Origin of the sequence: Pseudomonas sp. DVZ6, assembly GCF_024259445.1 — a bacterium.
GTDB classification, from domain to species: Bacteria; Pseudomonadota; Gammaproteobacteria; order Pseudomonadales; family Pseudomonadaceae; genus Aquipseudomonas; species Aquipseudomonas peradeniyensis.
The window spans coordinates 253104-279024 of the sequence record NZ_JANCLM010000001.1 but is presented as its reverse complement, the minus strand read 5'-3'; the positions used below and the strand labels follow the sequence as shown (position 1 = coordinate 279024).

Annotated in this window: 27 protein-coding genes; 12 read left to right on the top strand and 15 right to left on the bottom strand. The window is 65.7% G+C overall.

The genetic code is table 11. The features are described from left to right. Positions 1-31: 31 nt before the first annotated feature. The 3 genes from prpC to NMG10_RS01220 all read right to left on the bottom strand — a co-directional run bounded on the left by prpC (position 32) and on the right by NMG10_RS01220 (position 2924). Positions 32-1159: a 2-methylcitrate synthase gene (gene prpC / locus NMG10_RS01230; RefSeq protein ID WP_254463517.1), complete on the bottom strand. Its 1128-nt coding sequence runs from the start codon at positions 1157-1159 to the stop codon at positions 32-34. Positions 1160-1320: 161 nt separating this feature from the next. Next, positions 1321-2211, bottom strand: a complete 891-nt coding sequence (prpB, locus tag NMG10_RS01225) for a methylisocitrate lyase (protein WP_232855879.1) — start codon at positions 2209-2211, stop codon at positions 1321-1323. Then, complete coding sequence (locus tag NMG10_RS01220) at positions 2208-2924, bottom strand: GntR family transcriptional regulator (RefSeq protein ID WP_254463515.1); 717 nt, start codon at positions 2922-2924, stop codon at positions 2208-2210. The genes prpB and NMG10_RS01220 overlap by 4 nt, the downstream gene beginning before the upstream one ends. A 285-nt stretch (positions 2925-3209) precedes the next feature. Between NMG10_RS01220 and NMG10_RS01215 the strand changes: the two genes are divergently transcribed. From NMG10_RS01215 to NMG10_RS01195, 5 genes are all read left to right on the top strand, one after another. Then, positions 3210-3746, top strand: coding sequence for an ATP-dependent zinc protease (locus NMG10_RS01215; protein WP_110738108.1), 537 nt, complete (start codon positions 3210-3212; stop codon positions 3744-3746). Positions 3747-3751: 5 nt separating this feature from the next. Further along, positions 3752-5287, top strand: a complete 1536-nt coding sequence (locus tag NMG10_RS01210) for an inactive transglutaminase family protein (RefSeq protein WP_203647362.1) — start codon at positions 3752-3754, stop codon at positions 5285-5287. Then, the gene (locus NMG10_RS01205) at positions 5287-6267 is read left to right on the top strand and encodes an alpha-L-glutamate ligase-like protein (RefSeq protein ID WP_254463514.1); all 981 of its coding nucleotides are present in this window, start codon (positions 5287-5289) and stop codon (positions 6265-6267) included. Before NMG10_RS01210 ends, NMG10_RS01205 begins: the two co-directional genes overlap by 1 nt. Before the next feature lie 234 nt (positions 6268-6501). After that, positions 6502-7845 (top strand): aminodeoxychorismate synthase component I, encoded by a 1344-nt coding sequence (gene pabB, locus NMG10_RS01200; RefSeq protein ID WP_254463512.1) that lies wholly within the window; start codon positions 6502-6504, stop codon positions 7843-7845. A gap of 207 nt (positions 7846-8052) precedes the next feature. Then, positions 8053-8787 (top strand): phosphoadenylyl-sulfate reductase, encoded by a 735-nt coding sequence (locus tag NMG10_RS01195; protein ID WP_050705067.1) that lies wholly within the window; start codon positions 8053-8055, stop codon positions 8785-8787. Positions 8788-8911: 124 nt separating this feature from the next. Here NMG10_RS01195 and cysB read toward each other — a convergent pair whose 3' ends face one another. The 3 genes from cysB to NMG10_RS01180 form a co-directional block, all read right to left on the bottom strand. Further along, positions 8912-9886 (bottom strand): HTH-type transcriptional regulator CysB, encoded by a 975-nt coding sequence (gene cysB / locus NMG10_RS01190; protein WP_011533140.1) that lies wholly within the window; start codon positions 9884-9886, stop codon positions 8912-8914. Positions 9887-10013: 127 nt separating this feature from the next. Beyond that, on the bottom strand, positions 10014-10511 hold the full coding sequence (locus NMG10_RS01185; RefSeq protein ID WP_110738113.1) for a universal stress protein: 498 nt from the start codon (positions 10509-10511) through the stop codon (positions 10014-10016). Between the two features lie 95 nt (positions 10512-10606). Beyond that, entirely contained in the window at positions 10607-11569 is a 963-nt protein-coding gene (locus NMG10_RS01180; RefSeq protein WP_254463510.1) for a putative 2-dehydropantoate 2-reductase, read from the bottom strand. 260 nt (positions 11570-11829) lie between these two features. Between NMG10_RS01180 and NMG10_RS01175 the strand changes: the two genes are divergently transcribed. Then, the gene (locus tag NMG10_RS01175) at positions 11830-12906 is read left to right on the top strand and encodes a 3-deoxy-7-phosphoheptulonate synthase (protein WP_028692615.1); all 1077 of its coding nucleotides are present in this window, start codon (positions 11830-11832) and stop codon (positions 12904-12906) included. Between the two features lie 54 nt (positions 12907-12960). Here the strand turns inward: NMG10_RS01175 and NMG10_RS01170 are convergent, their stop codons facing one another. Both NMG10_RS01170 and NMG10_RS01165 read right to left on the bottom strand, forming a co-directional pair. Next, positions 12961-13242 carry a GNAT family N-acetyltransferase gene (locus NMG10_RS01170; protein WP_203647366.1) on the bottom strand — a complete coding sequence of 94 codons (282 nt, stop codon included), beginning with the start codon at positions 13240-13242 and terminating at the stop codon, positions 12961-12963. Positions 13243-13344: 102 nt separating this feature from the next. Continuing rightward, positions 13345-13632, bottom strand: coding sequence for a hypothetical protein (locus NMG10_RS01165; RefSeq protein ID WP_203647367.1), 288 nt, complete (start codon positions 13630-13632; stop codon positions 13345-13347). A 259-nt stretch (positions 13633-13891) separates the two neighbouring features. Between NMG10_RS01165 and oprI the strand changes: the two genes are divergently transcribed. Then, complete coding sequence (gene oprI / locus NMG10_RS01160; RefSeq protein WP_003259780.1) at positions 13892-14143, top strand: outer membrane lipoprotei OprI; 252 nt, start codon at positions 13892-13894, stop codon at positions 14141-14143. 230 nt (positions 14144-14373) lie between these two features. Here oprI and NMG10_RS01155 read toward each other — a convergent pair whose 3' ends face one another. The 3 genes from NMG10_RS01155 to NMG10_RS01145 form a co-directional block, all read right to left on the bottom strand. Beyond that, positions 14374-15348, bottom strand: coding sequence for a L,D-transpeptidase family protein (locus tag NMG10_RS01155; RefSeq protein ID WP_203647368.1), 975 nt, complete (start codon positions 15346-15348; stop codon positions 14374-14376). Positions 15349-15442: 94 nt separating this feature from the next. Then, positions 15443-15724, bottom strand: a complete 282-nt coding sequence (locus NMG10_RS01150; protein ID WP_028692618.1) for a hypothetical protein — start codon at positions 15722-15724, stop codon at positions 15443-15445. Between the two features lie 58 nt (positions 15725-15782). Continuing rightward, positions 15783-16388: an arylesterase gene (locus tag NMG10_RS01145; protein WP_203647369.1), complete on the bottom strand. Its 606-nt coding sequence runs from the start codon at positions 16386-16388 to the stop codon at positions 15783-15785. A 10-nt stretch (positions 16389-16398) separates the two neighbouring features. On the opposite strand from NMG10_RS01145, the gene NMG10_RS01140 reads away from it, so the two are divergent. Further along, positions 16399-17082, top strand: a complete 684-nt coding sequence (locus tag NMG10_RS01140; RefSeq protein WP_254463508.1) for an ABC transporter ATP-binding protein — start codon at positions 16399-16401, stop codon at positions 17080-17082. Next, a complete protein-coding gene (locus tag NMG10_RS01135; RefSeq protein ID WP_254463506.1) occupies positions 17082-19589 on the top strand; it encodes an ABC transporter permease in 2508 nt (835 codons plus the stop codon). Before NMG10_RS01140 ends, NMG10_RS01135 begins: the two co-directional genes overlap by 1 nt. A 153-nt stretch (positions 19590-19742) precedes the next feature. On the opposite strand, the gene greB is transcribed toward NMG10_RS01135, so the two are convergent. The 4 genes from greB to NMG10_RS01115 form a co-directional block, all read right to left on the bottom strand. After that, positions 19743-20216 carry a transcription elongation factor GreB gene (gene greB, locus NMG10_RS01130; RefSeq protein WP_203647372.1) on the bottom strand — a complete coding sequence of 158 codons (474 nt, stop codon included), beginning with the start codon at positions 20214-20216 and terminating at the stop codon, positions 19743-19745. An 89-nt stretch (positions 20217-20305) separates the two neighbouring features. Beyond that, positions 20306-20614 (bottom strand): hypothetical protein, encoded by a 309-nt coding sequence (locus NMG10_RS01125; protein ID WP_050705060.1) that lies wholly within the window; start codon positions 20612-20614, stop codon positions 20306-20308. A 246-nt stretch (positions 20615-20860) separates the two neighbouring features. Next, positions 20861-21295 (bottom strand): DoxX family protein, encoded by a 435-nt coding sequence (locus NMG10_RS01120; protein ID WP_203647373.1) that lies wholly within the window; start codon positions 21293-21295, stop codon positions 20861-20863. A 111-nt stretch (positions 21296-21406) separates the two neighbouring features. Further along, positions 21407-22813, bottom strand: coding sequence for a transglycosylase SLT domain-containing protein (locus NMG10_RS01115; RefSeq protein ID WP_203647374.1), 1407 nt, complete (start codon positions 22811-22813; stop codon positions 21407-21409). A gap of 158 nt (positions 22814-22971) precedes the next feature. Between NMG10_RS01115 and NMG10_RS01110 the strand changes: the two genes are divergently transcribed. From NMG10_RS01110 to NMG10_RS01100, 3 genes are all read left to right on the top strand, one after another. Beyond that, positions 22972-23778 (top strand): TatD family hydrolase, encoded by an 807-nt coding sequence (locus NMG10_RS01110; protein WP_254463504.1) that lies wholly within the window; start codon positions 22972-22974, stop codon positions 23776-23778. A gap of 86 nt (positions 23779-23864) precedes the next feature. Beyond that, complete coding sequence (locus NMG10_RS01105) at positions 23865-25343, top strand: methyl-accepting chemotaxis protein (protein ID WP_050705056.1); 1479 nt, start codon at positions 23865-23867, stop codon at positions 25341-25343. 91 nt (positions 25344-25434) lie between these two features. Next, entirely contained in the window at positions 25435-25803 is a 369-nt protein-coding gene (locus tag NMG10_RS01100) for an Mpo1-like protein (protein WP_203647377.1), read from the top strand. Positions 25804-25921 lie beyond the last annotated feature (118 nt).

The following is a 25921-nucleotide window of genomic DNA, read 5'->3' as shown; positions in this document are numbered from 1 at the left end:
AGGGCTGCAAGGCAGCCCCAGCGGCTTCAGCTCAACGCTGCTCGATCGGCACGAACTGGCGCTGCTCGACGCCGACATACTCGGCGCTCGGGCGGATGATGCGGTTGTTGGCGCGCTGTTCGAACACGTGCGCGGCCCAGCCGGTCAGGCGCGAGCAGACGAAGATCGGGGTGAACAGCTTGGTCGGGATGCCCATGAAGTGGTACGCCGAGGCATGGTAGAAATCGGCGTTGGGGAACAGGCGCTTCTGTTCCCACATGGTCTTGTCGATGGCTTCGGAAACCGGGTACAGCACGGTGTCACCGACTTCGTCGGCGAGTTGCTTGGCCCAGTCCTTGATCACCTCGTTGCGCGGATCGGACTCTTTGTAGATCGCATGGCCAAAGCCCATGATCTTGTCCTTGCGCTCGAGCATGCGCAGCAGCTCGGCGGTGGCCTCCTGCGGGGTCTGGAAGCGCTCGATCAGTTCCATCGCCGCCTCATTGGCGCCGCCGTGCAGCGGGCCGCGCAGCGAGCCGATGGCGGCGGTCACGCAGGAGTACAGGTCGGACAGGGTCGAGGCGCAGACCCGGGCGGTGAAGGTCGAGGCGTTGAACTCGTGCTCGGCGTAGAGGATCAGCGAGACGTTCATCACCTTGACGTGCAGCTCGCTCGGCTTCTTGCCGTGCAGCAGGTGCAGGAAGTGGCCGCCGAGGGTGTCCTCGTCGCTGGTGCAATCGATACGCACGCCGTGGTGGGTGAAGCGGTACCAGTAGCACATCACCGCCGGGAACAGCGCCAGCAGACGGTCGGTCTTCTCGCGCTGGGCGTCGAAGGTCAGTTCCGGCTCCAGGGTGCCGAGCACCGAGCAGCCGGTGCGCATCACGTCCATCGGGTGGGCATCGCGCGGGATGCGCTCCAGCACTTCCTTCAGCGCTTGCGGCAGGTCGCGCAGGCCCTTGAGCTTGTGCTTGTAGTCGGCAAGCTCGGCCTTGCTCGGCAGCTCGCCGTACAGCAGCAGGTAGGCGACTTCCTCGAACTCGGCGCCGGCGGCCAGGTCGCGCACGTCATAGCCGCGGTAGGTCAGGCCGGCGCCGGCCTGGCCGACGGTCGACAGCGCGGTCTGACCGGCCACCTGGCCACGCAGGCCCGCGCCACTGAGTACTTTTGCTTCGGCCATGGTGTTTCTCCTTTCTTGAATTTGTTATCGAAGTCTTTTCTGGCTAATCGGTTTGCCTGTGCCGGCCTCTTCGCGGGTAAACCCGCTCCCACAGGTTTGGCGCAATCTCTGAAACCTGTGGGAGCGGGTTTACCCGCGAAGAGGCCGGCACAGCTATTCATTTACCCTTTTTTCTGCGCGAACAACGCATCGAGGCTCTGCTCGAAGGCGTGGTAGCCGATGGCATCGTAGAGCTCCATGCGGGTCTGCATGGTGTCGATCACGTTCTTCTGGGTGCCGTCGCGGCGCAGCGCGGTGTAGACGTTCTCGGCCGCCTTGTTCATGGCGCGGAAGGCCGACAGCGGGTACAGCACCAGCGACACGTCGACCGAGGCCAGTTCCTCGGTGGTGTACAGCGGCGTGGCGCCGAATTCGGTGATGTTGGCCAGGATCGGCGCCTTCACCCGGTCGGCGAAGGTCTTGTACATCGAAAGCTCGGTGATGGCTTCCGGGAAGATCATGTCGGCGCCGGCCTCGACGCAGGCCGCGGCGCGGTCCAGGGCGGCGTTCAGGCCCTCCACTGCCAGCGCGTCGGTGCGCGCCATGATCACGAAGCTGTCGTCAGTACGGGCGTCGACGGCGGCCTTGATGCGGTCGACCATCTCCTGCTGCGAGACGATCTCCTTGTTCGGGCGGTGGCCGCAACGCTTGGCGCCGACCTGGTCCTCGATATGAATGGCGGCAGCGCCGAACTTGCTCATCGACTTGACGGTGCGGGCGACGTTGAAGGCCGAGGCGCCGAAACCGGTGTCGACATCCACCAGCAGCGGCAGGTCGCACACGTCGGTGATGCGCCGTACGTCGGTGAGCACGTCGTCCAGGCCGCTGATGCCCAGGTCCGGCAGGCCCAGGGAGCCGGCGGCGACACCGCCGCCGGACAGGTAGATGGCCTTGAAGCCGGCGCGCTTGGCCAGCAGGGCGTGGTTGGCGTTGATGGTCCCGACCACCTGCAGCGGATGTTCGGCGGCGACCGCGTCACGGAAACGCTGGCCGGGCGTGCTCTTCACTGTCATGACTCACCTCGTGGGCTATTGTTGTCGGCACCTTGGTAGTGGCGCTCGATATTGCGTTTGGATGCGCCGATGTGGCGACGCATCAGGAGTTCTGCCAGTTCGCCGTCGCGAGCTTCGATGGCATCGAGAATGCGGTGGTGCTCGGCGAAGGCCTGGCGCGGACGGTTGGGCGTGCTGGAGAACTGGATGCGGTACATGCGCACCAGCTGGTACAGCTCGCCGCAGAGCATCTTGTACAGGGTCTGGTTGCCGCTGCCCTGGATGATCCGGTAGTGGAAGTCATAGTCGCCTTCCTGCTGGTAGTAGCCCTGCCCGGCCTGGAACGCGGCGTCGCGCTCGTGGGTGTCGAGCACGTGGCGCAGCTCGTCGATGGCCGCCTGGCTCATGCGCTCGGCGGCCAGTCGGCAGGCCATGCCTTCAAGGGATTCGCGGATTTCGTACAGTTCGATCAGCTCGGCATGGCTGAGCGACACCACCCGGGCGCCGACATGGGGCACGCGCACCAGCAGGCGCTGGCCCTCCAGGCGGTGAATCGCCTCGCGCAGCGGGCCGCGGCTGATGCCGTAGGTGCGCGCCAGCTCCGGCTCGGAGATCTTGCTGCCGGGGGCAATCTCGCCCTTGACGATGGCGGCCTGGATGCGCCGGAAGACGTGCTCCGAGAGGGTCTCGGTATCGTCCTGGGGCAGCGTGGTGGCCGGGGCTGTGTCCAGCATGATTGTCGACACCTTTAAAATCAGTGACGCCAAAACTAGCCAAATAGAGGTGCATAGTCAAAGACAAAAAGAACATTGTCGACAATCGTCTAATAACGAACTTACCCCGCGCTCATGCGGTCAGATCGCGGGCGCGCTGGCGTCAACACACCGGCGTGATAGAATGCCGCGCTCCTTCGGGAGCATGGATAGTGTGTCTGTCATCATTTCATGTTGTTGACAGATCAATGAGGACGCTTGGCCAGTCGCCTTGCCCTGAAACCTGCACAGCACCGCGCCAGGATTATGAGACTCAAACCCGCTTTATTGCTGCTCTGCCTGACCCTGCTGCCGGCGCTCGCGCCCGCGGCCGAAAAGACCGTGTACGGCCTGAACGAATACGCCCGCCTGGGCGACCTTGACCTGGAAGTGGCGGCCAAGCTCGACACCGGCGCCAAGACCGCCTCGCTCAGCGCCCGCGACATCAAGCGTTTCAAGCGCAACGGCGAGAGCTGGGTGCGCTTCTACCTGGCCATCGACGCCGCGCACAAGCACCCCATCGAACGCCCCCTGGCCCGCGTCAGCAAGATCAAGCGCCGCGCCGGGGACTATGATGCCGACTCGGGCAAGGCCTACACTGCCCGCCCGGTCATCGAACTCGACATCTGCATGGGCCAGACACGACGCACCATCGAGGTCAACCTCACCGACCGCAGCGCTTTCCAGTTCCCGTTGCTGATCGGTTCCGAGGCCCTCAAGCACTTCGGTGCGCTGGTCGACCCAAGCCTTAAATACGCGGCCGGCAAACCTGCCTGCGCCACCGAAGCTCCCAAAGCAGAGTAATTCCGATGCGCTCTCTTACCCTCCATCTGAAAGTCCTGATCACCGTCCTGGTAGTGCTGGGCATCGCGATCACGGCCTACCAGATCTTCGCCCTCGGCATCCCGGTGACCGAGGACGAGACCGACGACCTGTGGAACATCGACGCCAAGGTCGAGTTCGTCGCCAGCGCCAAGGATCCGGTCAAGGTGCAGATGTTCGTGCCCCCGCTGAACCGTGACTACGTGAGCCTCAACGAGAGCTTCATCTCCAACAACTACGGGGTCAGCGTCAACCGCGCCGACGGCAACCGCAAGGTGACCTGGTCGGCCCGTCGCGCCAGCGGCAACCAGACCCTCTACTACCGCTTGGTGCTGACCAAGCGCTACAGCAACGAAAAAGCCAAGATCAAGGGCCCGACCTTCCGCGACAGCCTGGCCGTCGAGGGCCCTGAGAAGATCGCCGCCGAAGCGCTGATGGCACCGATCCGCCAGCACTCGGCCGACGTCGAGACCTTCGTCAGCGAGACCATCAAGCGGGTCAACAATGCCAGCGACGACAACGCCAAGCTGCTGCTGGCCGGCGACAATTCGCCCATGAAAAAAGCCCAGGTCATCGACCTGCTGCTGTCCATTGCCCACGTGCCACTGGAGAAGGTCCACACCATCCGCCTGGTGGCCGACACCCCGCAGAGCCCCGAACTGTGGCTGCGCAGCTTCAATGGCAACGACTGGCTGTACTTCAACCCGGAGACCGGCGAGCAGGGCCTGCCCAGTGACCGCCTGCTGTGGTGGACCGGCGACGACAACCTGATCACCGTCGATGGTGGCAAGAAAGCCAACGTCACCTTCAGCATGAACAACAGCGAGATGAACGCCATCCGCCTGGCCAAGCTGACCGACGAGAACACCGACGCCGACTTCCTCGAATACTCGCTGTACGGCTTGCCGCTGCAGACCCAGCAGACCTTCATGATCATGGTGATGATCCCGATCGGCGTACTGGTGATCCTGGTGCTGCGCAACCTGATCGGCATCCAGACCCTGGGTACCTTCACCCCGGTACTGATCGCCCTGGCCTTCCGCGAGACCCAGCTGGGCTTCGGCATCATCCTGTTCACGGTGATCACCGCCCTGGGCCTGTCGTTACGCTCGTACCTGGAACACCTGAAACTGCAAATGCTGCCACGCCTGTCGGTGGTGCTGACCTTCGTCGTGGTGCTGATCGCGGCCATCAGCCTGTTCAGCCACAAGCTGGGCCTGGAGCGCGGCCTGTCGGTGGCACTGTTCCCGATGGTGATCCTGACCATGACCATCGAGCGCCTGTCGATCACCTGGGAAGAGCGTGGCGGCGGCCATGCCATGAAAGTGGCCGTCGGCACCCTGTTCGCCGCCTCTATCGCGCACCTGCTGATGACCGTGCCGGAAGCGGTGTACTTCGTCTTCACCTTCCCGGCGGTGCTGCTGATCCTGGTGGGCTTCATGCTGGCGATGGGTCGCTACCGCGGCTACCGCCTGACCGAGCTCGTGCGCTTCAAGGCATTCCTGAAGAAGGCTGACGCCTGATGTTTGGCCTGATCAAGACGTGGAAAGCCCTGGAGGCCCGGGGCATCATGGGTATCAACCGGCGCAACGCGGACTACGTGTTGAAGTACAACAAGCGCCACCTGTACCCGATCGTCGACGACAAGATCATCACCAAGGAGCGCGCCCTGGCGGCCGGCATCCATGTGCCGGAGATGTACGGCATCATCGAAACCGAGAAGCAGATCGAGAAACTCGACGAGATCATCGGCGGACGCAGCGACTTCGTCATCAAGCCGGCCCAGGGCGCCGGCGGTGACGGTATCCTGGTGATCGCCGACCGCTTCGAGGACCGCTACCGCACGGTCTCGGGCAAGATCATCAGCCACGAGGAAATCGAGCACCAGATCTCCAGCATCCTCACCGGCCTGTACTCGCTGGGCGGGCACCGCGACCGCGCGCTGATCGAGTACCGGGTCACCCCGGACCAGATCTTCAAGAGCATCAGCTACGAAGGCGTGCCGGACATCCGCATCATCGTGCTGATGGGCTACCCGGTGATGGCCATGCTGCGCCTGCCGACCCGCCAGTCCGGCGGCAAGGCCAACCTGCACCAAGGCGCCATCGGCGTGGGCGTGGACCTGGCCACCGGCCTGACCCTGCGCGGCACCTGGCTGAACAAGATCATCAGCAAGCACCCGGACACCACCAACGCGGTGGACGGCGTGCAACTGCCGAACTGGGACGGTTTCATGAATCTCGCCGCCAGCTGCTACGAGCTGTGCGGCCTGGGCTACATCGGCGTGGACATGGTCCTGGACCAGGACAAGGGCCCGCTGATCCTCGAGCTCAACGCCCGCCCCGGCCTGAACATCCAGATCGCCAACGACTGCGGCCTGACCCAGCGCACCCACGCCATCGAGGCGCACCTGGAGATGTTGGCCAAGGAAGGTCGCAGCGAGGATGCCGAGCAGCGCGTGAAGGTCTCGCAAGGGCTGTTCGGGCACGTCAACCCACTGTAACCGCGCTCCATGTAGGAGCGGCCTTGTGCCGCGAAAGGGCCGCAAAGCGGCCCCGACAATCTCTGCATCAACGCGGAAATCCCGGGGGCTGCCTTGCAGCCCTTTCGCGGCACAAGGCCGCTCCTACAGGGGGAATGCGCAGATCCAGATGGCGAATGTCGCTGCCAGCGCTAGGCGCATTCCCCCCACGGGTCTACAATCGCCCACCTCGCTTGTTCATCGCCGTCCATCCTGATGCCGACCTGTACGCTCCACCCCCTGCCCTACCAGCCCGACCCTGCCTTCTACTTCGAACGCCTGCGCCGCGCGCCCGGCGCGACCCTGCTCGACAGCGCCCGCCCAGGCGCCGAACGCGGCCGCTACGACCTGCTCAGCGCCTGGCCGTTGCAGCAGTTGCAGGCACACCCCGACGAAGACGGCCGCGACTACCTGCAGCGCCTGCGCCAGGCCCTGGCCGACCTGGGGACGGCACAACTGCCCGAGGGCATCGAGCTGCCGTTCGCCGGCGGCCTGATCGGCTACCTGAGCTACGACTTCGGCCGGCGCCTGGAGCAGTTGCCGACGCATGCGGTCGACGACCTTCGCCTGCCCGACGCCCGGCTGGGGCTGTATGCCTGGGCACTGGTGTCCGACCATCGGCTGTGCAGCAGCCAGCTGGTGTTCCACCCAAGCCTGCCCGAGGACGAGCGGCAACGGCTCATCACGTTGTTCGAGGCCAGCACCCTGGGCGATAGCGGTGACTTCCACCTGCTCGCGCCGATGACCGGTGATTTTCGCCCCGAGCAATACCGGGCGGCGTTCGACCAGGTGCAGCGCTACATCCAGGCCGGCGACTGCTACCAGATCAACCTCACCCAGCGCTTTCGCGCACCCTGCCAGGGCGACCCGTGGCACGCCTACCAGGCCCTGCGCGCCGCCTGCCCGACGCCGTTTTCCGGCTACCAGCAGCTGGATGAAGGCACGGCGCTGCTGAGTTTCTCCCCCGAACGCTTCATCCGCGTCAGCCAGGGCGCGGTCGAGACCCGCCCGATCAAAGGCACCCGCCCACGCGCCGCCGACCCGGCCGAGGACGCGCGCAACGCCGCCGAGCTGCTGGCCAGCCCCAAGGACCGCTCGGAAAACCTGATGATCGTCGACCTGCTGCGCAACGACATCGGCCGTACCTGCCAGACCGGCTCGGTGAAGGTGCCGGAGCTGTTCAGCCTGGAGAGCTACCCCAACGTTCATCACCTGGTCAGCAGCGTGGTCGGCCGCCTGGCCGCCGACAAGGACGCCCTGGACCTGATCGGCGGCAGCTTCCCCGGCGGCTCGATCACCGGCGCCCCGAAGATCCGCGCCATGCAGATCATCGACGAGCTGGAGCCGGCGCGCCGGGCGCTGTACTGCGGCTCGCTGCTGTATGTCGATGTGCGCGGCGAGATGGACAGTTCCATCGCCATCCGCAGCCTGCTGGTCAAGGATGGCCAGGTCAGTTGCTGGGGTGGCGGCGCGGTGGTGGCCGACTCGGACTGGCAGGCCGAATATGAAGAGTCGATCGCCAAGGTGCGAGTGCTGATGGAAACGCTGCAGGCCCTGTGATCGGCGGCGCCTGCTTCGCGGGCAAGCCCGCGCCCACAAGGCCTGCGCCACTGCCGGGATCACTCGACACCTGTGGGAGCGGGTTTACCCGCGAAAGGGCCCGCGCAGGCAGCACAAACCCTTGAGATAAACGTCTGCCCCGCCATTTTTTGTTACCATCTGACCACTACGAGCGCACAGCGCCACTCAACCGATGGAAACCGCCTGATGAGCCAACCCTTCGACGTCGCCGCCCTGGCCGCGACCTACGCCAGCAAGTCCCCGCAGGAGATCCTCAAGCTCGCCTTCGAGCATTTTGGCGATGACCTGTGGATCTCCTTCAGCGGCGCCGAGGATGTGGTGCTGGTGGACATGGCCTGGAAGCTGAACAAGCAGGTCAAGGTGTTCAGCCTCGACACCGGCCGCCTGCACCCGGAGACCTACCGGTTCATCGACCAGGTGCGCGAGCAGTACAACCTGCCCATCGAGATCCTCAGCCCGGATCGCGACAAGCTCGACCCGTTCGTCAAGGAAAAAGGCCTGTTCAGCTTCTACAAGGACGGCCACGGCGAGTGCTGCGGCATCCGCAAGATCGAACCGCTGCGCCGCAAGCTGGCCACCGTCAGCGCCTGGGCCACCGGCCAGCGCCGCGACCAGAGCCCCGGCACCCGCAGCCAGGTGGCGGCGCTGGAGATCGACAGCGCCTTCTCCACCCCGGAGCGCACCCTGTACAAGTTCAACCCGCTGGCGCAGATGACCAGCGAGGAAGTCTGGGGCTACATCCGCATGCTCGAGCTGCCCTACAACAGCCTGCACGAGCGCGGTTTCATCAGCATCGGCTGCGAGCCCTGCACCCGCCCGGTGCTGCCGAACCAGCACGAGCGCGAAGGGCGTTGGTGGTGGGAAGAGTCGACGCAGAAGGAGTGCGGGTTGCACGCCGGCAACCTGATCAGCAAGGCTTGAAATAGCTGGGGCCGCTTCGCGCCCCTTTCGCGGCACAAGGCCGCTCCTACAGAGGGTTACGTTTCCCTTGTAGGAGCGGCCTTGTGCCGCGAAAGGGCCGCAAAGCGGCCCCAGCTATTTCAGATCAGTGCACCGGCAGCTCGACCCCTTCGAACAGCTCTTCGAGCTCCTGCTTGTTATGGCACTGGATCGCCTTGGCCATCACCTCACGGGTCAGGTGCGGCGCGAACTTCTCGATGAAGTCGCACATGAAGCCGCGCAGGAAGGTGCCGCGACGGAAGCCGATCTTGGTGATACTGGCCTCGAACAGCTCGCTGGCGTCCAGGCACACCAAATCGCTGTCGAGCTTCGGGTCGACCGCCATCTTGGCCACGATGCCCACGCCCAGGCCCAGGCGCACATAGGTCTTGATCACGTCGGCGTCGGCGGCGGTGAATACCACCTTCGGCGTCAGGCCACGGTGATTGAACGCTTCGTCGAGCTTGGAACGGCCGGTGAAGCCGAACACGTAGGTGACGATCGGGTACTCGGCCACCGCTTCCAAGGTCAGCTTCGGCAGCTTGGTCAGCGGATGCCCCTGGGGCACCACCACGCAGCGGTTCCACTTGTAGCACGGCATCATGATCAGGTCGCCGAACAGCTCCAGTGCCTCGGTGGCGATGGCGAAGTCGACGGTACCGTCGGCCGCCATCTCGGCGATCTGCATCGGCGAACCCTGGTGCATGTGCAGGGCGACTTCCGGGTACTGCTTGATGAAGTTGCTGATCACCGGCGGCAGCGCGTAGCGCGCCTGGGTGTGGGTGGTGGCGATCGACAGGGTGCCCTTCTTCTCGTTGGAGAATTCCTGGGCGATCTGCTTGATGCTTTCGACCTTGCGCAGGATCTCGCCGGCGGTATTGATGATGCGCTCGCCCGCCGGGGTGACGCGGGTCAGATGCTTGCCGCTGCGGGCGAAGACCTCGACGCCCAGCTCGTCCTCGAGCAGGCGGATCTGCTTGCTGATACCCGGTTGGGAGGTGTACAGGCTCTGCGCCGTCGCGGAAACGTTGAGGTCATGGTGCGCCACTTCCCAGATGTAGCGCAGTTGCTGAAGCTTCATAGATATCCCTCAAAGGCGGTAGGTCACCGGCGCGCCGGCAGCGACGAGTTATAACTATATTAGTGGCTTGAGAAATAAATCTAGAACTATTTTGTTACGTTCGCTGGAAAAAGTCCTACCGCTAGGTTCACGATTTCCTACGTCCAAGATGGTGAGCCAACGGCACCATGTACACCGGCACCGGTGACAGTTGCAGCAGCCGCACCGCCGTGCGGCCGATCGGCACATCCACCCCCGCGCCGGCGCTGTGGCTGCCGAAGATCAGCAGGTCGACCGACAACCGCTGGGCCTGCTCGAGGATCACCTGGGCCGGATCGCCCTGGCGCACCCGCACCGCGCGGATCAATGCCAGATCAGCCGGCTCGGTCATCTCGTCGCGAAAGTTCTCCAGCACCCGCTGCTCGATATTGGCCATGACCGTGTTGACGCCCTCGCTGTGCAGCGCATCGAGGGTCTGCTCATCGAGGTAGCTCTGCAGCAACGATTCGGCGAACTGGCCCATGGGCTCCACGGCATGAATCACATACAGCTCTGCGTTGAAGGTCCGCGCCAGGGCCAGGGCGTGCTGCATGATGAAGGGCGCATAGACACCGAGGTCAGTGGCAAACAGCATGGAACGGATCATTCGACCTCCTCGACTGCCGCGACGGCAGAGCAAGCTTGAGCTTAGCAGCGCCATCGGCGGTCGCCTGGCCGTCCGGCGCACAGCCGCCGCGGGCTTCAGGCCTGCTGATTGCGCCGGTCGATGAACGCCAGGGCCTGGTACAACGCCTCCATGCGCGGCAACGCGCAACCGGCCGCGCGGGCCCGGGCCAGGGGCTCGGCATAGATCGCCTGCAGCTCCAGCGGCCGCTGCTGGACATGGTCGTGGTACATGCTCGGCCAGTAGTCCGGCATCTTCTCGGTGATTCGGAACAGGTGCTCGGCATAGCCCGCCGGCAGCTCGCGGCCACTGGCCTTGGCGCCCGCCACCACTTCGGCCATCAACGCCTGGATCAGCGCGCGGCTGTCGGCATCGCCCATCAAGGGCGTGGTGCTGGCTTGCAGCAACACCGAAAGACCGTTGTAGGGCACGTTCCACACCAGCTTCTGCCAGCGCGCCTGGTCGAGATCGGCCATGGCCTGGGAGTCGATGCCCGCGGCCCGGAACAGCCCGGCGCCCTCCTCCACCACGGCAGCCCCGCCGTCCTGCGCAGGACCACTGTGATAGCCCAGGTTCACCGCGCCCAGCGACTGGTGGCGGATAACACCGAGGCCCTCGCGATTGACGCAGATGAAGCACAGGCCGCCGAGCAGGTGCAGGTCCGGGCGCAAGGCCGGGCGCAACTGCTCCTCGACGCCAAGGCCGTTCTGCAGCAACACCACCCGGGCATCGGGCGCCGCGGCCTGCACGATCAAGGGCGCCAGCTCCGCGTTGCTGGTGGCCTTGGCACCCACCAGCAGCCAGTCGCAGGGCGGCATGTCGGCGGCAGAGGCGTAGGCCTGCACCGGCATGTGCACCTGGCCATGCACCGCGCTGTCCAGGCGCAGCCCCTGCTCGCGCACGGCCAGGTATTCGCTGCGCAACAGAAAGTGCACGTCGAAGCCGGCGCGGGCCAGCATCAGGCCGTAGAATCCACCGATTGCGCCGCTGCCGATGATGCCGATGCGGGGATTGCCAATGCGAGGGTCGAGGGACGCCATGCCGTGCTCCTGAGCGAGAGTCATTGTTGTGGGTCAGCCACTATACCCGCGTGCCGGCCATCGCGATCAAATCCTCCCAGCCGACATCGAACCGCCCGCAAACGCCACCCGATGGGCAAAAACCCCGTATCGACGGGCCCCAGCCCATTGTCGCGCCCCCGCTAACGCGCTAAGGTTCGGCCTCCCCGCTGCGAATAATCTGCTGCTGGGCCGCACGGGGATCGCTGGCGGCCGGCACCCGTGACCTGACGAGTAACACGATGGCTGATTTACCGATCGATGACCTTAACGTTGCCTCCAACGAGACCTTGATCACCCCCGATCAGCTCAAGAAGGAAATCCCCCTCAGCGCCAAGGCCCTGCAGACCGTGACTGCCGGCCGTGAAGTGGTGCGCAACATCCTCGACGGCAAGGATCATCGCCTGTTCGTGGTGGTCGGCCCCTGCTCGATCCACGACATCAAGGCCGCCCACGAGTACGCCGAGCGCCTGAAGGTGCTGGCCGAGGAAGTCTCCGACACCCTGTACCTGGTCATGCGCGTGTACTTCGAGAAGCCGCGGACCACCGTCGGCTGGAAAGGCCTGATCAATGACCCGTACCTGGACGACTCGTTCAAGATCCAGGACGGCCTGCACATCGGTCGCCAACTGCTGCTGGACCTGGCCGAGAAGGGCCTGCCCACCGCCACCGAAGCGCTCGACCCGATCTCCCCGCAGTACCTGCAGGACCTGATCAGCTGGTCGGCCATCGGCGCCCGCACCACCGAATCCCAGACCCACCGCGAGATGGCCTCGGGCCTGTCCTCGGCGGTCGGCTTCAAGAACGGCACCGATGGCGGCCTGACCGTGGCCATCAACGCCCTGCAGTCGGTGTCCAAGCCGCACCGATTCCTGGGCATCAACCAGGAAGGCGGCGTGTCCATCGTCACCACCAAGGGCAACGCCTATGGCCACGTGGTGCTGCGCGGCGGCAACGGCAAGCCCAACTACGATTCGGTCAGCGTCGCCCTGTGCGAGCAGGACCTGGTCAAGGCCAAGATCAAGCCCAACATCATGGTCGACTGCAGCCACGCCAACTCCAACAAGGACCCGGCCCTGCAGCCGCTGGTCATGGAGAACGTCGCCAACCAGATCCTCGAAGGCAACCAGTCGATCATCGGCCTGATGGTCGAGAGCCACCTGAACTGGGGCTGCCAGGCGATTCCGAAAAACCTCGACGAACTGCAGTACGGCGTGTCCGTCACCGATGCCTGCATCGACTGGGCGGCCACCGAGAAGACCCTGCGCAGCATGCATGCCAAGCTCAAGGATGTACTGCCCAAGCGCCAGCGCGGCTAAAAGACGTGCAAACGAAAACGCCGGGCAATGCCCGGCGTTTTCATGTGTGCCGTGTCAGGCCTTGCTCGAATGCCGCTGCTGACGCTCCATGTAGCGCTCGACGTAGGAGCAGGACGGGATCACCGTGTAGCCCATCTGCTCGGCGTACTCCAGCGCCCTCTCGGTGAGCGCGGCGGCGATCCCGCGACCGCGCAGGGCGTTGGGGACGAAGGTGCGATAGATGTCCAGCGTCTGCTTGCCCAGGTCCATGTACGTCAGATAGGCCCGGTGACCGTCCACGGTGGTCTCGAACTGATGACCGGCCTGGTCATGGTGGATGGTCAGCGTTTCGCTCATCACTACTCCTCGCAGGTCTTGTCGGCAGACCCTTACCTTACCGATATGGTTTATCCGGCGGAGGAACCTCCAGGCTTTGCGCGAAAAGTGCCTGCGCGACGATCATGCTGCGTTGAAAACAGGCTCGGAATGCTCATTTACAACCCGTAAAGTCGAGCGCGACTCCGATCGTTCCTCGCCTGTTTTCGCCTTGCCTGATCGCCGCTCGGCGACTTTTCGCACAAAGCCTACGCCACCTGTTGCCCCTTCGACAGCAGCGCGACCGGGATCGTTCTGCATCGATGGCCCCCTCAAATAGTAGGCGGCACCAGCGAGAATGCTCAAGCTGTGCAGAATGAAAATGCTGACAGCCATCCGCCCGAGGCCCGGCAACAGCAACCGGATGTTCAAGGGCTAAGACGCCGGTCGACAGTTAAAGTCACCCTTAGTTCAACAAAAAAGTTCCTGTACTACAATCGCTTGCGAAGGCTGGCCAGGATTTTCACACTTTGTTTACAAACCCCGTCGCCGGGGCCGTCCACAGCATTTTTTTTGCAGTTCTTGCGCTCAGTCAGTTTACTTACTACAAGTAATGGGTACTATGTACGCCGGCCAGTTTCTCTTTTCCGAGAGATGGCTATTTAATAGAAAGTCCTTGAAGGGGAACACGATGAACAACGTTCTGAAATTCTCTGCTCTGGCTCTGGCCGCAGTTCTGGCTACCGGTTGCAGCAGCGTATCCAAAGAAACCGAAGCTCGCCTGACTGCTACCGAAGACGCAGCAGCTCGCGCCCAGGCTCGTGCAGACGAAGCCTACCGCAAAGCTGACGACGCTCTGGCAGCTGCTCAGAAGGCTCAGCAGACCGCTGACGAAGCCAACGAGCGCGCTCTGCGTATGCTGGACAAAGCCAGCCGCAAGTAATAATCCTCACGGATTGTTATGGAGCCGACCCACTTGTGGGTCGGCTTTTTTATTGCCTGCAAAAAAGCCAGGTGATGCCGCCCAAACAACTGGGGCCGCCTGGCGACCCACCCCGGGACAAGCCTATGCCTAAAGGCATGGCGTTTACCGTACCTGTAGGAGCGGGCTTGTCCCGCGATGGGCCGCAAGGCGGCCCCAAAGTGCCCCGCTAGTTGCCAGCGGGCAATCGCTTACTGCAGTTCTGGCGGAATGCTCGACACCATCGGCGCGCTTGCACCATTGGTTGGCACGGCGATCTCGACCGGCATGCCGTCTTCGGCCGCCACCACATCGCGAACCATGTCCCAGTTCATGCGCAAGTTGTTGGCCAGGTCTTCACGCTTGAGCAACGCATTGATGACCGCGGTGTGCTTGTCGACCACCGACGGATTGCCGTGGTCGTCCAGCGGTGTATGCGCCTCGAGATAGACCTTGCCGGCACTGATGCCGAACTTGTACGGCTCGTTGATGATGCGCACCGGGGTACCCACCGGAACCATCTTCGACAAGGTCAGCACGTTGTTGTTGAGCATGCGGAAGCAACCGTGACTGGTGCGCATGCCGATGCCGAACTTCTTGTTCGAGCCGTGGATCAGGTAGCCCGGTACACCCAGGGTGAACTTGAACGGCCCCAGCGGATTGTCCGGCCCTGCTGGCACCACCGTCGGCAGGATGTCGCCATCGGCGGCGTGCTCGGCGCGAATCGAGGCTGGCGGGGTCCAGGTCGGGTTCGGCGTCTTGGCGGTAATCTTGGTGTTGGCGATCGGCGAACCCCAGCCCTCGCGACCAATACCCAGCGGGAAGGTGTGCACCACGTTCTGCCCTTTCGGGTAGTAGTACAGGCGATATTCGGCCAGGTTGATGACGATGCCTTCACGCGGGCCCGGCGGCAGGATGTAGCGGGTCGGCAGGACGATTTCGGTACCGGCGCCCGGCAGCCAGGGGTCGACGCCCGGGTTGGCGGCTATCATCTCGAGGTAGCCGAGGTCGTTGGCGGTGCCGATGTCGGCGAAGGTGTCCTCGTACTTGGCCTTGATGGTATGGACCTGGCCGACGACGTCTTCACCGGGAGCTGGCAACGGCAGTTCCAGCGCAACAGCGGGGCCTGTCGCCAGCAGGGCGGCCAGGGTCAGGCTACGGGTGACGGCGGGAAAGCGCGGCAACATCCGGGAAATCCTTCGAAAGATCAGTCAAGACAACGATTGTACACCCGCGCCCAAACGAGCGGGAGGCGCAAGCGTTTCAGATGATGAAAGGCGCTCAGAGTTCCGGCCACACCGGGCGCATGCCGCGCCGCTGGGCATCGAGGATCGCCCGGCACAGCGGGCACAGGCGCTCGTCGCGGTAGATCGCCCGCTCCACACCCGACCAGCGCGGCTGCGCCGGGAGCAGGCCACCGCACAAGGTACGGTCGACCGGCACGCCCAGCTCGAGCTGGCGGGCGGCCAGGTGGATGCGCACTTCCTGGCAGGCAAACAGGTCGAGCTGCTCATCGGGCTCGATCAGTTGATAGGCGTACAGGGACCAGGCGGGGCGCGGCATCGGGGGCACTCGAAACGGGGGGCGCAACATTAGCCGAAAGCGGCCCCCGATAAAAGCGTCACAGCAAGGGTTTTATCGCCGGCCAGGCATTTTCCAGCAGGCGCTGCTGGGCGGTCGCAGCCGGGTGGATGCCATCGGCCTGCATCAGCTCCGGCACCCCGCCCACGCCTTCGAGGAAGAACGGCACCAGCGGCACCTTTTTATCGGCGGCCAGCTGTTCATAGACCTGGGCGAATGCCGTGGTGTAGCGCACGCCATAGTTCGGCGGCAGGCGCATGCCCAGCAGCACCACCTTGGCACCGGCCTGGCGAGACTGATCGATCATCGCGGCAAGATTCTGTTGCAATTGTTGCGGCGGCTGGCCGCGCAGGCCATCGTTGCCTCCCAGCTCCAGCACCACCAGGTCCGGCTTGTGCGCCGCAAGCAGCGCCGGCAGCCGCGCCTGGCCACCTGCGCTGGTGTCGCCACTGATCGAGGCATTGACCACCTGGTCGTCGAAACCCTCTTTCTTCAACTGCTGTTGCAGCAGGTTGACCCACCCCTGGCGGGTATCCAGGCCAAAACCGGCGCTGATACTATCGCCGACAACCAGCAGCGTTCCCGCCGCCGCGCCCTGGGCCAGGCAACACAGGGCCAGGCCGGCACTCAACCACCACATTCGCATCGGATTCTCCATGGGCCCCAGCATTCTCGTTGCGCAGAACCTTAGCAAAGTGGTCCCCAGCGCGGAAGGCGACCTGACCATCCTCCACGCCCTCTCCCTCGACCTCGCCCAGGGCGACAGCCTGGCCATCGTCGGCGCCTCCGGCTCCGGCAAGTCCACGCTGCTGGGGCTGCTCGCCGGGCTCGACCGGCCCAGCGCCGGCAAGGTGATCCTCGCCGGCCACGACCTCGGCCTCCTCGACGAGGACCAGCGTGCCCGGGTGCGCGCCGAGCACGTGGGCTTCGTGTTCCAGTCGTTCCAGTTGCTCGACAGCCTCAACTCCCTGGAGAACGTCATGCTGCCGCTGGAGCTGGACGGTCGGCGCGATGCCCGCGAACACGCCCGCGACCTGCTCGAGCGGGTCGGCCTGGGCAAGCGCTTGAGCCATACCCCGCGCCAGCTCTCCGGCGGCGAGCAGCAGCGGGTGGCAATCGCCCGCGCCTTCGCCGCGCAGCCGGCGGTGCTGTTCGCCGACGAGCCCACCGGCAACCTCGACAGCCACACCGGCGAGCGCATCAGCGACCTGTTGTTCGAGCTGAACCAGGAGCGCGGCACCACCCTGGTGCTGGTGACCCACGACGAGCGCCTGGCCAAGCGCTGCCGTCGCCTGATCCGTCTGGATGCCGGTCGCCTGGTGGCGCCCCTGGAGCCCTGATGACCCGCCTATCGTTCCCGCGACTGTGTGTCCTGGCCCTGCGCCAGTTGCTGCGCGATGCCCGCGCCAGCGAAGTACGCGTGCTGTTCTTCGCCTTGCTGGTGGCGGTGGCGGCCAGTACCGCCATCGGCTACTTTGGCGCCCGCCTCAACGGCGCCATGCAGTTGCGCGCCAGCGAGTTCCTCGGCGCCGACCTGGTCCTGCAGGGCAGCGCCCCGCCCAGCGCGCAGCAGATCGCCGACGGCACGGCGCTGGGCCTGAGCCATGCGCGGGTGGTGGAATTCACCAGCGTGGTCGGCGCCGACAACGGCATCCAGCTGTCCAGCATCAAGGCCGCCGACCCCGCCTACCCCCTGCGCGGCCAGTTGCGCAGCGCGGCGGCGCCCTACGCCGAGGAAACACCTGGTGGCGGCCCCGCGCCGGGCGAAGCCTGGGTCGAGCCGCGCCTGCTCGCGGCGCTGGGCCTGGCCATCGGCGACAGCATCGACGTGGGCATGAAGACCCTGCGCATGAGCCGCGTGCTGACCTACGAGCCCGACCGCGCCAACAATTTCTACAGCCTGACGCCACGGGTGCTGATGAACCTCGCCGACCTCGACGCCACGGGGGTGATCCAGCCCGGCAGCCGGGTCAGCTACCGCGACCTGTGGCGCGGCGATATCGATGCCCTGCAACAGTACCGGCAGACAGCGGAACAAAGCCTGGCAGCCAATCAGCGCCTGCTCGACACCCGCGACGGCAACCGGCAGATCGGCGGCGCCCTGGGCAAGGCCGAGCGCTACCTGAACATGGCCAGCCTGGTGGCGGTGCTGCTGGCTGGCGTCGCCGTGGCCCTGTCGGCCAGCCGCTACGCCGCGCGGCGCCTGGACGCCAGCGCCCTGTTGCGCTGCCTGGGACTATCCCGGCACCAGGCCCTCGGCCTCTACAGCCTGCAACTGGCCATGCTCGGCGTCGTCGCCGCGCTGGCCGGCGCCCTGCTCGGCTGGCTGGCGCAGCTGGGGCTGTTCCGCCTGCTCGAAGGCCTGCTGCCCAGCCAGGTGCCACCCGGCGGACTCACCCCGGCGCTGGCCGGCATCGGCACCGGGCTGGTGGCCCTGGCCGGCTTCGCCCTGCCGCCGCTGGCGGCCCTTGGTCGCGTGCCGCCGCTGCGTGTGCTGCGCCGCGACCTGCTGCCGCTGCCACCGAGCAGCTGGCTGGTGTATGGCGCCGCCCTGCTCGCCCTGGGTCTGATCATGTGGCGCCTGAGCCTGGACCTGCTGCTGACCTTCGCCCTGCTCGGCGGCGGGCTGATCGCCGCCTTGCTGCTGGGTGGATTGCTGTTGCTCGGCCTGCGCAGCCTGCGCCGGTTGCTGGGCGGCGCACCGCTGGCCTGGCGCCTGGGGCTCGGGCAACTGCTACGCCACCCGCTGGCCGCCGCCGGCCAGGCCCTGGCCTTCGGCCTGATCCTCCTGGCGATGGGCCTGGTCGCCCTGCTGCGCGCGGAACTGCTCGACACCTGGCAGGCGCAGTTGCCCAAGGATGCGCCCAACCATTTCGCCCTGAACATCCTGCCCGACGAGCGCCAGCCGTTCGCCGAGCGCCTGGCCCAGATCAACGCCAGCGCCGCGCCGCTGTACCCGGTGATTCCCGGCCGCCTGACCCATATCAACGAGCAGCCGGTGCGCCAGCTGGTCAGCAAGGAGTCCACCGGCGAGCGCGCCATCCAGCGCGATCTCAGCCTGACCTGGGCCGCCGAACTGCCCCAGGGCAATGCCCTGAGCGCCGGCCAATGGTGGCAGCAGGCGCCCGCCGGTGATGAAGTCCCCGGGGTTTCCGTGGAAGCGGAGCTGGCGCAGAGCCTGCACCTGCAACTAGGCGACCTGCTGACCTTCGACATCGGCGGCCAGCAGCGCCAGGCCCGGGTCAGCAGCCTGCGCAGCGTGCACTGGGACAGCTTCCAGCCCAACTTCTACATGATCTTCCAGCCGGGCACCCTGCAAGGCCTGCCCACCACCTACCTCACCAGCTTCTACCTGGCGCCGGGCCACGACCAGGAGATCGTCGCCCTGTCCCGGGCCTTCCCGGCGGTGACCGTGCTGCAGGTCGACGCGCTGCTGGCGCAGCTGCGCAGCATCCTCGCCCAGGTCACCCTGGCGGTGGAGTATGTGCTGCTGTTCGTGCTGGCGGCGGGGCTGGCGGTGCTGTTTGCCGGCCTGCAGGCGACCCTCGACGAGCGCATCCGCCAGGGTGCCCTGCTGCGGGCGCTGGGGGCGGCGCGCCCGTTGCTGGTCAAGGCGCGGCGCATCGAGTTCGGCCTGCTCGGCGCGGCCAGCGGTGTGCTGGCGGCACTGGGATGCGAGCTGATCACCTGGGCGCTGTACCGCTACGCCTTCGACCTGCACTGGGCACCGCATCCGTGGCTGCTGGCGCTGCCGCTGGCCGGGGCGGTGCTGGTGGGCGCAGCCGGGGTGATCGGCACGCGTCGCGCGCTCAATGCCAGCCCGTTGGCGGTGTTGCGCGAGGGGTGAATATTCGGAGGCTTACGCTTCCCCCTGTAGGAGCGGCCTCGCGCCGCGAAAGGGCTGCGTAGCGGCCCCAGCGATCGTTGCCTTGATGCTGATATCCCGGGGCCGCTTCGCAGCCCTTTCGCGGCGCAAGGCCGCTCCTACAGGAGTCGCCAGCTAGAGGTTGTAGCGGATGCTGTTCACATACCAGGTCGCCTCGCCCGTGGGCGTGTGCACCAGCACTTCGTCACCCTCCCCCTTCTTTAGCAGGGCCCGGGCCATTGGTGAGTCGATGGAGATGTAGTCGTTGCGCCCGTGGATCTCGTCATAGCCAACGATGCGAAAGCGCAGCTGCTCGCCGTCATCGTTCTCGATCTCCACCCAGGCACCGAAGAACACCTTGCCTTCCTGTTGAGGCGAGTACTCGACCACCTTGACGTCTTCCAGGCGCTTGCGCAGGTAGCGCACGCGGCGGTCGATCTCGCGCAGCAGCTTCTTGTTGTACTGGTAGTCGGCGTTCTCGCTGCGATCGCCCAGCGATGCCGCCCAGGTGACCTTCTGGGTGATTTCCGGGCGATAGACCCGCCACAGGTGGTCAAGCTCCTGCTTCAGCGCAGCATGGCCTTCAATGGTGATGATGTTGGTGCTCAACGACTGTCTCCTCAGTGCATCCGCAGCGGGCGACAGGCGCCCACCGGGAGACCGAGCTTAGCGAAAAAAGGCTGGACGCGACACGCCGCTCAACGGCGGGTGATCAACCCCTGGCGGGCAATGCGGGTGAGCTGGCCGATGACCTCGGCGGCCTCTTCTGCTGCGGGCGCCTGGATCACAGCCAGGTCGAAGCGGTCGTTGCCGTACTGGTCGAGCTGTTCACAGCTGTCGGAGAACTGGATGAGGAAGGCACAGGCCTGGCCCTTGCGTCGGGAAAAGCCATCGAGATTGCGCAAAAGCGTGGGTTGATGCTGGCCGCCGAGCAGGATGCGCGGGGTACGGGAAGCCTGGTTCTTGGCCAGGGGGGTCAAGCAGACACTGGTACGTGGGCAACTCATGGAGTCTCTCTCCGCCTCGCTGTTCCCGCTGGGCAGCGGTGGGAGGCGTCACCGAACCAGCGCTTTAGCGGTATTTCGGATGACCCGTCGGGGCCTCTCCTGCGCCCCGCAAGTAGCTGTTTAAATCGGCGCAATCGGTATGCTAGAGGCAGACGCATGAAGTTACAAGCGCTTGTGCAAAAGCAATCGCGGGGCCAGCCCGCTCCCACAAGCTTCGTGGGAGCGGGCTGGCCCCGCGATTGACGATCAGCGTGCGATCAGGCGGTCCAGCGACAGGCGACCGGCGCCCTCGATCAGCACCGCCACGGTACCGGCCATCAGCGCCAGGGCGAACTCGTAGCCGTTGTTGGACATGAACAGCCCGTTGCCGATATGCACCGAGAAGATCGCCACCACCAGGGTCACGCTCAGTGCCAGCGCCGCCGGGCGGGCCAGCAGGCCGACCACCAGGGCCAGGCCGCCGAAGAACTCGGCGCTGCCGGACAGCAGGGCCATCAGGTAGCCTGGGGCCAGGCCGATGCTTTCCATCCACTGGCCGGTGCCTTCCAGGCCGTAGCCACCGAACAGGCCGAACAGTTTCTGCGCGCCATGGGCCATGAAGATGATGCCGACCAGGATACGCACGACGCTCAGGCCATAACCGGCGCGGGTGGTGAACAGGGCATTGAGGGAGTGATTCATGTTTGCTTCCTTGTTTGAGCAGGTGTGTGTTGGATGAGCGCCATCTTAATCAAATCATCGAATAAGAAAATCGCAATAATCGCGTAAATTCTATCGAGTAATTAGATTTATCTAGCGCTTCGCCACACGCTCCAGGGAAGCCCGCTCTCGGTTGAACGCGAGGAAGTACTTGTTGACGCTGTTGACGAAGTTCACCGGCCCCATGCCCACCTGCTCCATGGCGATGCGCTCGGTCTGGAAGAACCACTGGTTGCCATTGAGCCCACGCCGCCGTGCTTCGGCACGCATGGCCTGGACCCGCTCCGGCCCGAGGTTGTAGGCGGCCAGGATGAAGGCCATGCGCTCGCGCTCGTTGAGCTGCGGGCTGGCGAAGAACTTGCGGCGGATCAGTGCCAGGTAGCGGGCGCTGGCCTGGACATTGCCGTCCACCGTGGCGGTGTTACTCACCCCCACCCGCTGGGCCGCCGACGGGGTGATCTGCATCAGCCCGTGGGCGCCACCGGTGCCGCGTGCCTTGGGGTCGAGGGTCGACTCCTTGAACGCCAGGGCGGCCAGATTCAGCCAGTCGAACTGCTGATCGCCACCGTGCTTCTGCAGCACCGGGCGCACCGACTCCAGGCGCTGGCGATCCTGTCGAGCCAGCGGGTTGTGCACCCGGTACTGGCGCCGGTAGATGCGTTCGAAGGCCGCGTCCTGGTTGTCCGGCGCGCGGTAGGTGGCGAGAAAGCGATCCACCGCCGCCTGCAGCATCGGCGCGTCCTGGCGCACATACCAGCGCATGGCCTGGGGCGGGGCCAGCTGCAGCTTGCTGTCCACCCGCAGGCGCGGCATCACCCGCGCCCAGCGCTGGGCGATCGGCCGCTCCACCACGGTCAACGGGTAGATGCCGGCCTGGACCATCTCCAGCACATCCTCCACCGCCAGCGTCGGGTCGACCCATTCCACCTTGATCGGTGCCCGCTTGCGCAGGGCCAGCTGCTGGTTGATCGCCTGGATCGCCGCGCCCGCGGCACTGGCGGTGGTCAGGGCGACGGTGCGCCCGGACAACTGCTCGGGGCGGCTGTAGCCGCGCTCGCCCTTGCGCCCGACCAGTTGCAGCGGCACCTGGTCGACCACCGGGGCACTGACGCCAACTCCGCGCACCACGCTCGGGTCGAGCAGCTCGCCGGGGGCGGCAAGATCGCCCTCGCCGCGCTGCAATGCCGCAAGCAGCTGCTCCTTGGCGCGGGGGATGATCTTCAGGGTGATTTCCTGGCCGTCGGCGACCCGGGCATTGAGGGCATGCTCCAGGGCGCGCAAGCGGTAGTACTCGACCCCTACCGGCTCACCCTTGACCTCGCCGGAGCTGTTGCGGCTCTGGTTGACCAGCACCCGCAGCACCTTGCTCGAACGGATCTGCGCCAGGTCACGCGCCTGGCTGGCCGGCACATGCTGTTGCGGCCCGGCTTCGCCGGCAGCGGCCGGCACGGCGGCCAGCGGCCCGGACAGCAACAGGCAAGTCAAAAAGGTTCGCAACATGGGGATAAGGGTCCGAGAGCGGTTGGCGGGCACCATGTGCTGTGATCGATCCGTGATAAATGACCGCAACAGACCACGGCAAACGTTTGAAGTTCTTGGTTTTTTCTCGATATCCCGGTTTTTGCTATGCTGGCCGCCCCGCGGCACGAGGTAGCACCATGCAACTGATCGATATCGGCGTCAACCTGACCAACAGCAGTTTCCACGACCAGCAGGCCGCCATCGTCGAGCGCGCCGTGGAGGCCGGCGTGGCACAGATGGTCCTTACCGGCACCAGCCTGGACGTCAGCACCGAGGCCCTGGAACTGTGCCAGCGCCTGGACGAACCTGGCCAGCGCCTGTTCAGCACCGCCGGGGTGCACCCTCACGACGCCAGCCACTGGAGCAGCGGCAGCGAACGCCAGCTGCGCGAACTGCTCGCCCAGCCACGGGTGGTGGCCGTGGGCGAATGCGGCCTGGACTTCAATCGCGACTTTTCCCCGCGTCCGGCCCAGGAAAAAGCCCTGGAAGCGCAGTTGGCACTGGCGGTCGAACTGCGCCTGCCGGTGTTCCTCCACGAGCGAGAGGCCAGCGAGCGCCTGCTGGCAATCCTCAAGGACTACCGCGACCAGTTGCCCGCCGCCGTGGTGCACTGCTTCACCGGCGAGCGCCAGGCGCTGTTCGCCTACCTCGACCTGGACCTGCACATCGGCATCACCGGCTGGATCTGCGACGAGCGCCGCGGCACCCACCTGCATCCCCTGGTCGGCAACATCCCCGAGGGCCGCCTGATGCTCGAAAGCGACGCGCCCTACCTGCTGCCCCGCAGCCTGCGGCCCAAGCCGAAGAATGGCCGTAACGAGCCGGCCTTCCTGCCCGAGGTGCTGCGCGAGGTGGCCCTGCATCGCCATGAAGCCGCAGCGCACACCGCCGCCCACACCAGCGCCTGCGCCCGCGCGTTCTTTGGCCTGCCTGGGGTTTCTTGACGCATATCAACAAGGCCCCTGGCCTTGGCGGGCACAATGATGGCACCTTGCCAATAATGTTTCCGCCAACTCAGAGAAGACCTACCATGGGTGCCTGGCTTAGCAACGTTTCCCTCAAATACAAGTTCTGGGCCGTCAATGCCGTGGCCTTCGTCACCACCCTGATGCTGGTGCTCTACGCGGTATACCTGGAGCAGCAGGCCCGCGCGACTGGCGCCCAGGCCAAAGTCCAGGCCCAGGCCGAACTGCTGGCGGCCTGGCCCGCCGGGCAGGCCCTGCCCGCCCAGGCCAACCTGATCACCTGGCGCAATGGCCAGACACCACAGTTCGCCGGCGAACCCCTCGAAGCCCTGCGCGACGGCCAGGGCTGGGTCGAGCTGCCCGGTGCCTGGATCCTCGGCGACAACCCGCTGCGCGGCGCCCAGGTGCTGCGCCGGGGGGATCAGCAGCTTGCGTTGATCGCCCAGTCGCCGAGCCTGCGCCAGGTCTATTTCGACCGCTTCAGCAACTACGCCGTGTGCGTGCTGATCCTGATGCTGGCGATGCTCTGCGCCTCGCAGTTGTTGATCCGTTTCCTGCTCAGCCAGCTCAACACCCTCAAGGACGTGATGCTGCACGTGGAGAAGACCGGCGACCTCTCGGCCCGGGTGCCACTGGCCTGCGGCGACGAAGTCGGGCAGATGGCCGGCGCGTTCAACGCCATGCAGACCACCTACCACCGCGTGGTCAGCACCGTGGCGCGCACCGCCGCGCAGCTGGACTCCGGTGCCGCGCGCCTGGCCGGCAGCATGGACGAGGTGCGCCACGGCATGATCGGCCAGCAGAGCGAGACCGACCAGGCGGCCACCGCGATCAACGAGATGACCGCCACCGTCCACCACATCGCCCAGCATGCCGGCGCCACCCGCGACCTGTCGCAGACCGCCGACACCCTGGCCGGCAGCGGCCAGGCCGTGGTCAGCCGCGTGCAGGACTCGATTGCCGGGCTCTCCAGCGGCGTGCAGCAGACCGCCGAGATGATCCGCCAGCTGGCCGATGACAGCCAGAAGATCAACGGTGTGGTCGGGGTCATCCACAGCATCGCCGAACAGACCAACCTGCTCGCCCTCAACGCCGCCATCGAGGCGGCCCGGGCCGGCGACCTGGGCCGCGGCTTCGCCGTGGTCGCCGATGAGGTGCGCAACCTGGCCAAGCGCGTGCAGACCTCCACCGACGAGATCACCACCATGGTTGCCGACCTGCAGGCCGGTACCCGCGACGCGGTGGATTTCATGCAGGAAAGCTCGTACAAGGCCGACGATTGCGTCAAGCAGGCCCGCGAAGCCGGCGAGGCCCTCGCCGAAATCACCAGCGCCGTGGCGCAGATGCGCGAAAGCAACACCCAGATCGCCGTGGCCGCCGAGCAGCAGAGCCAGGTGGCCGAGGAGATGAACCGCGCCGTGGTCAGTATCCGCGACGTGACCGAGGAGACCGTGCAGCAGACCGTGGGCTCGGCCACCACCAGCAGTGAACTGGCGACCCTCGCCGGCGAGCTGAACAAGGCGATCGGCCAGCTCAAGCTGTGACCCGCGCCGGCTATGGCCACCATAGCCAGCCTCGATTGGCCCCCGCCCGGGGGCCGCACTAAGCTTTGGACAGGCCCCAGAGGATCTGTCCATGAGCAAGCGACTGCCCAACCTGCCCGCCTGGCAATGGCGCGGCTACCACCATAACCATCGCCACCCCGCCAACCTGGTGCTGCACCTGATCGCCGTGCCGCTGTTCATCCTTGGCGCGCTGCTGGTGCTGTCGGGGCTGTTCGGGCTGGACCTGTCGCAGATCGCCGTGGGCATCATCGCCCTGGTGGCCGGGCTGGGTCTGCAACGCCAGGGGCACCGCCTGGAAGCCGAGCAGCCCGAGCCGTTCAGTGGCCGCAAGGACGCCGTGCAACGCCTGCTCACCGAGCAGTTCATCACCTTCCCGCGCTTCGTGCTGAGCGGTGCCTGGTGGCGGGCCTGGCGCGAGCGACACAAGCATCGCCACTGACTGAAATACATCGCGGGGCAAGCCCGCTCCCACGCTGGAACTCTGTACCCTGCGCGCCAGGCTAGGCGATCTCCCACAAGCGCCACAGGGCGGCGTGGGAGCGGGCTTGCCCCGCGAT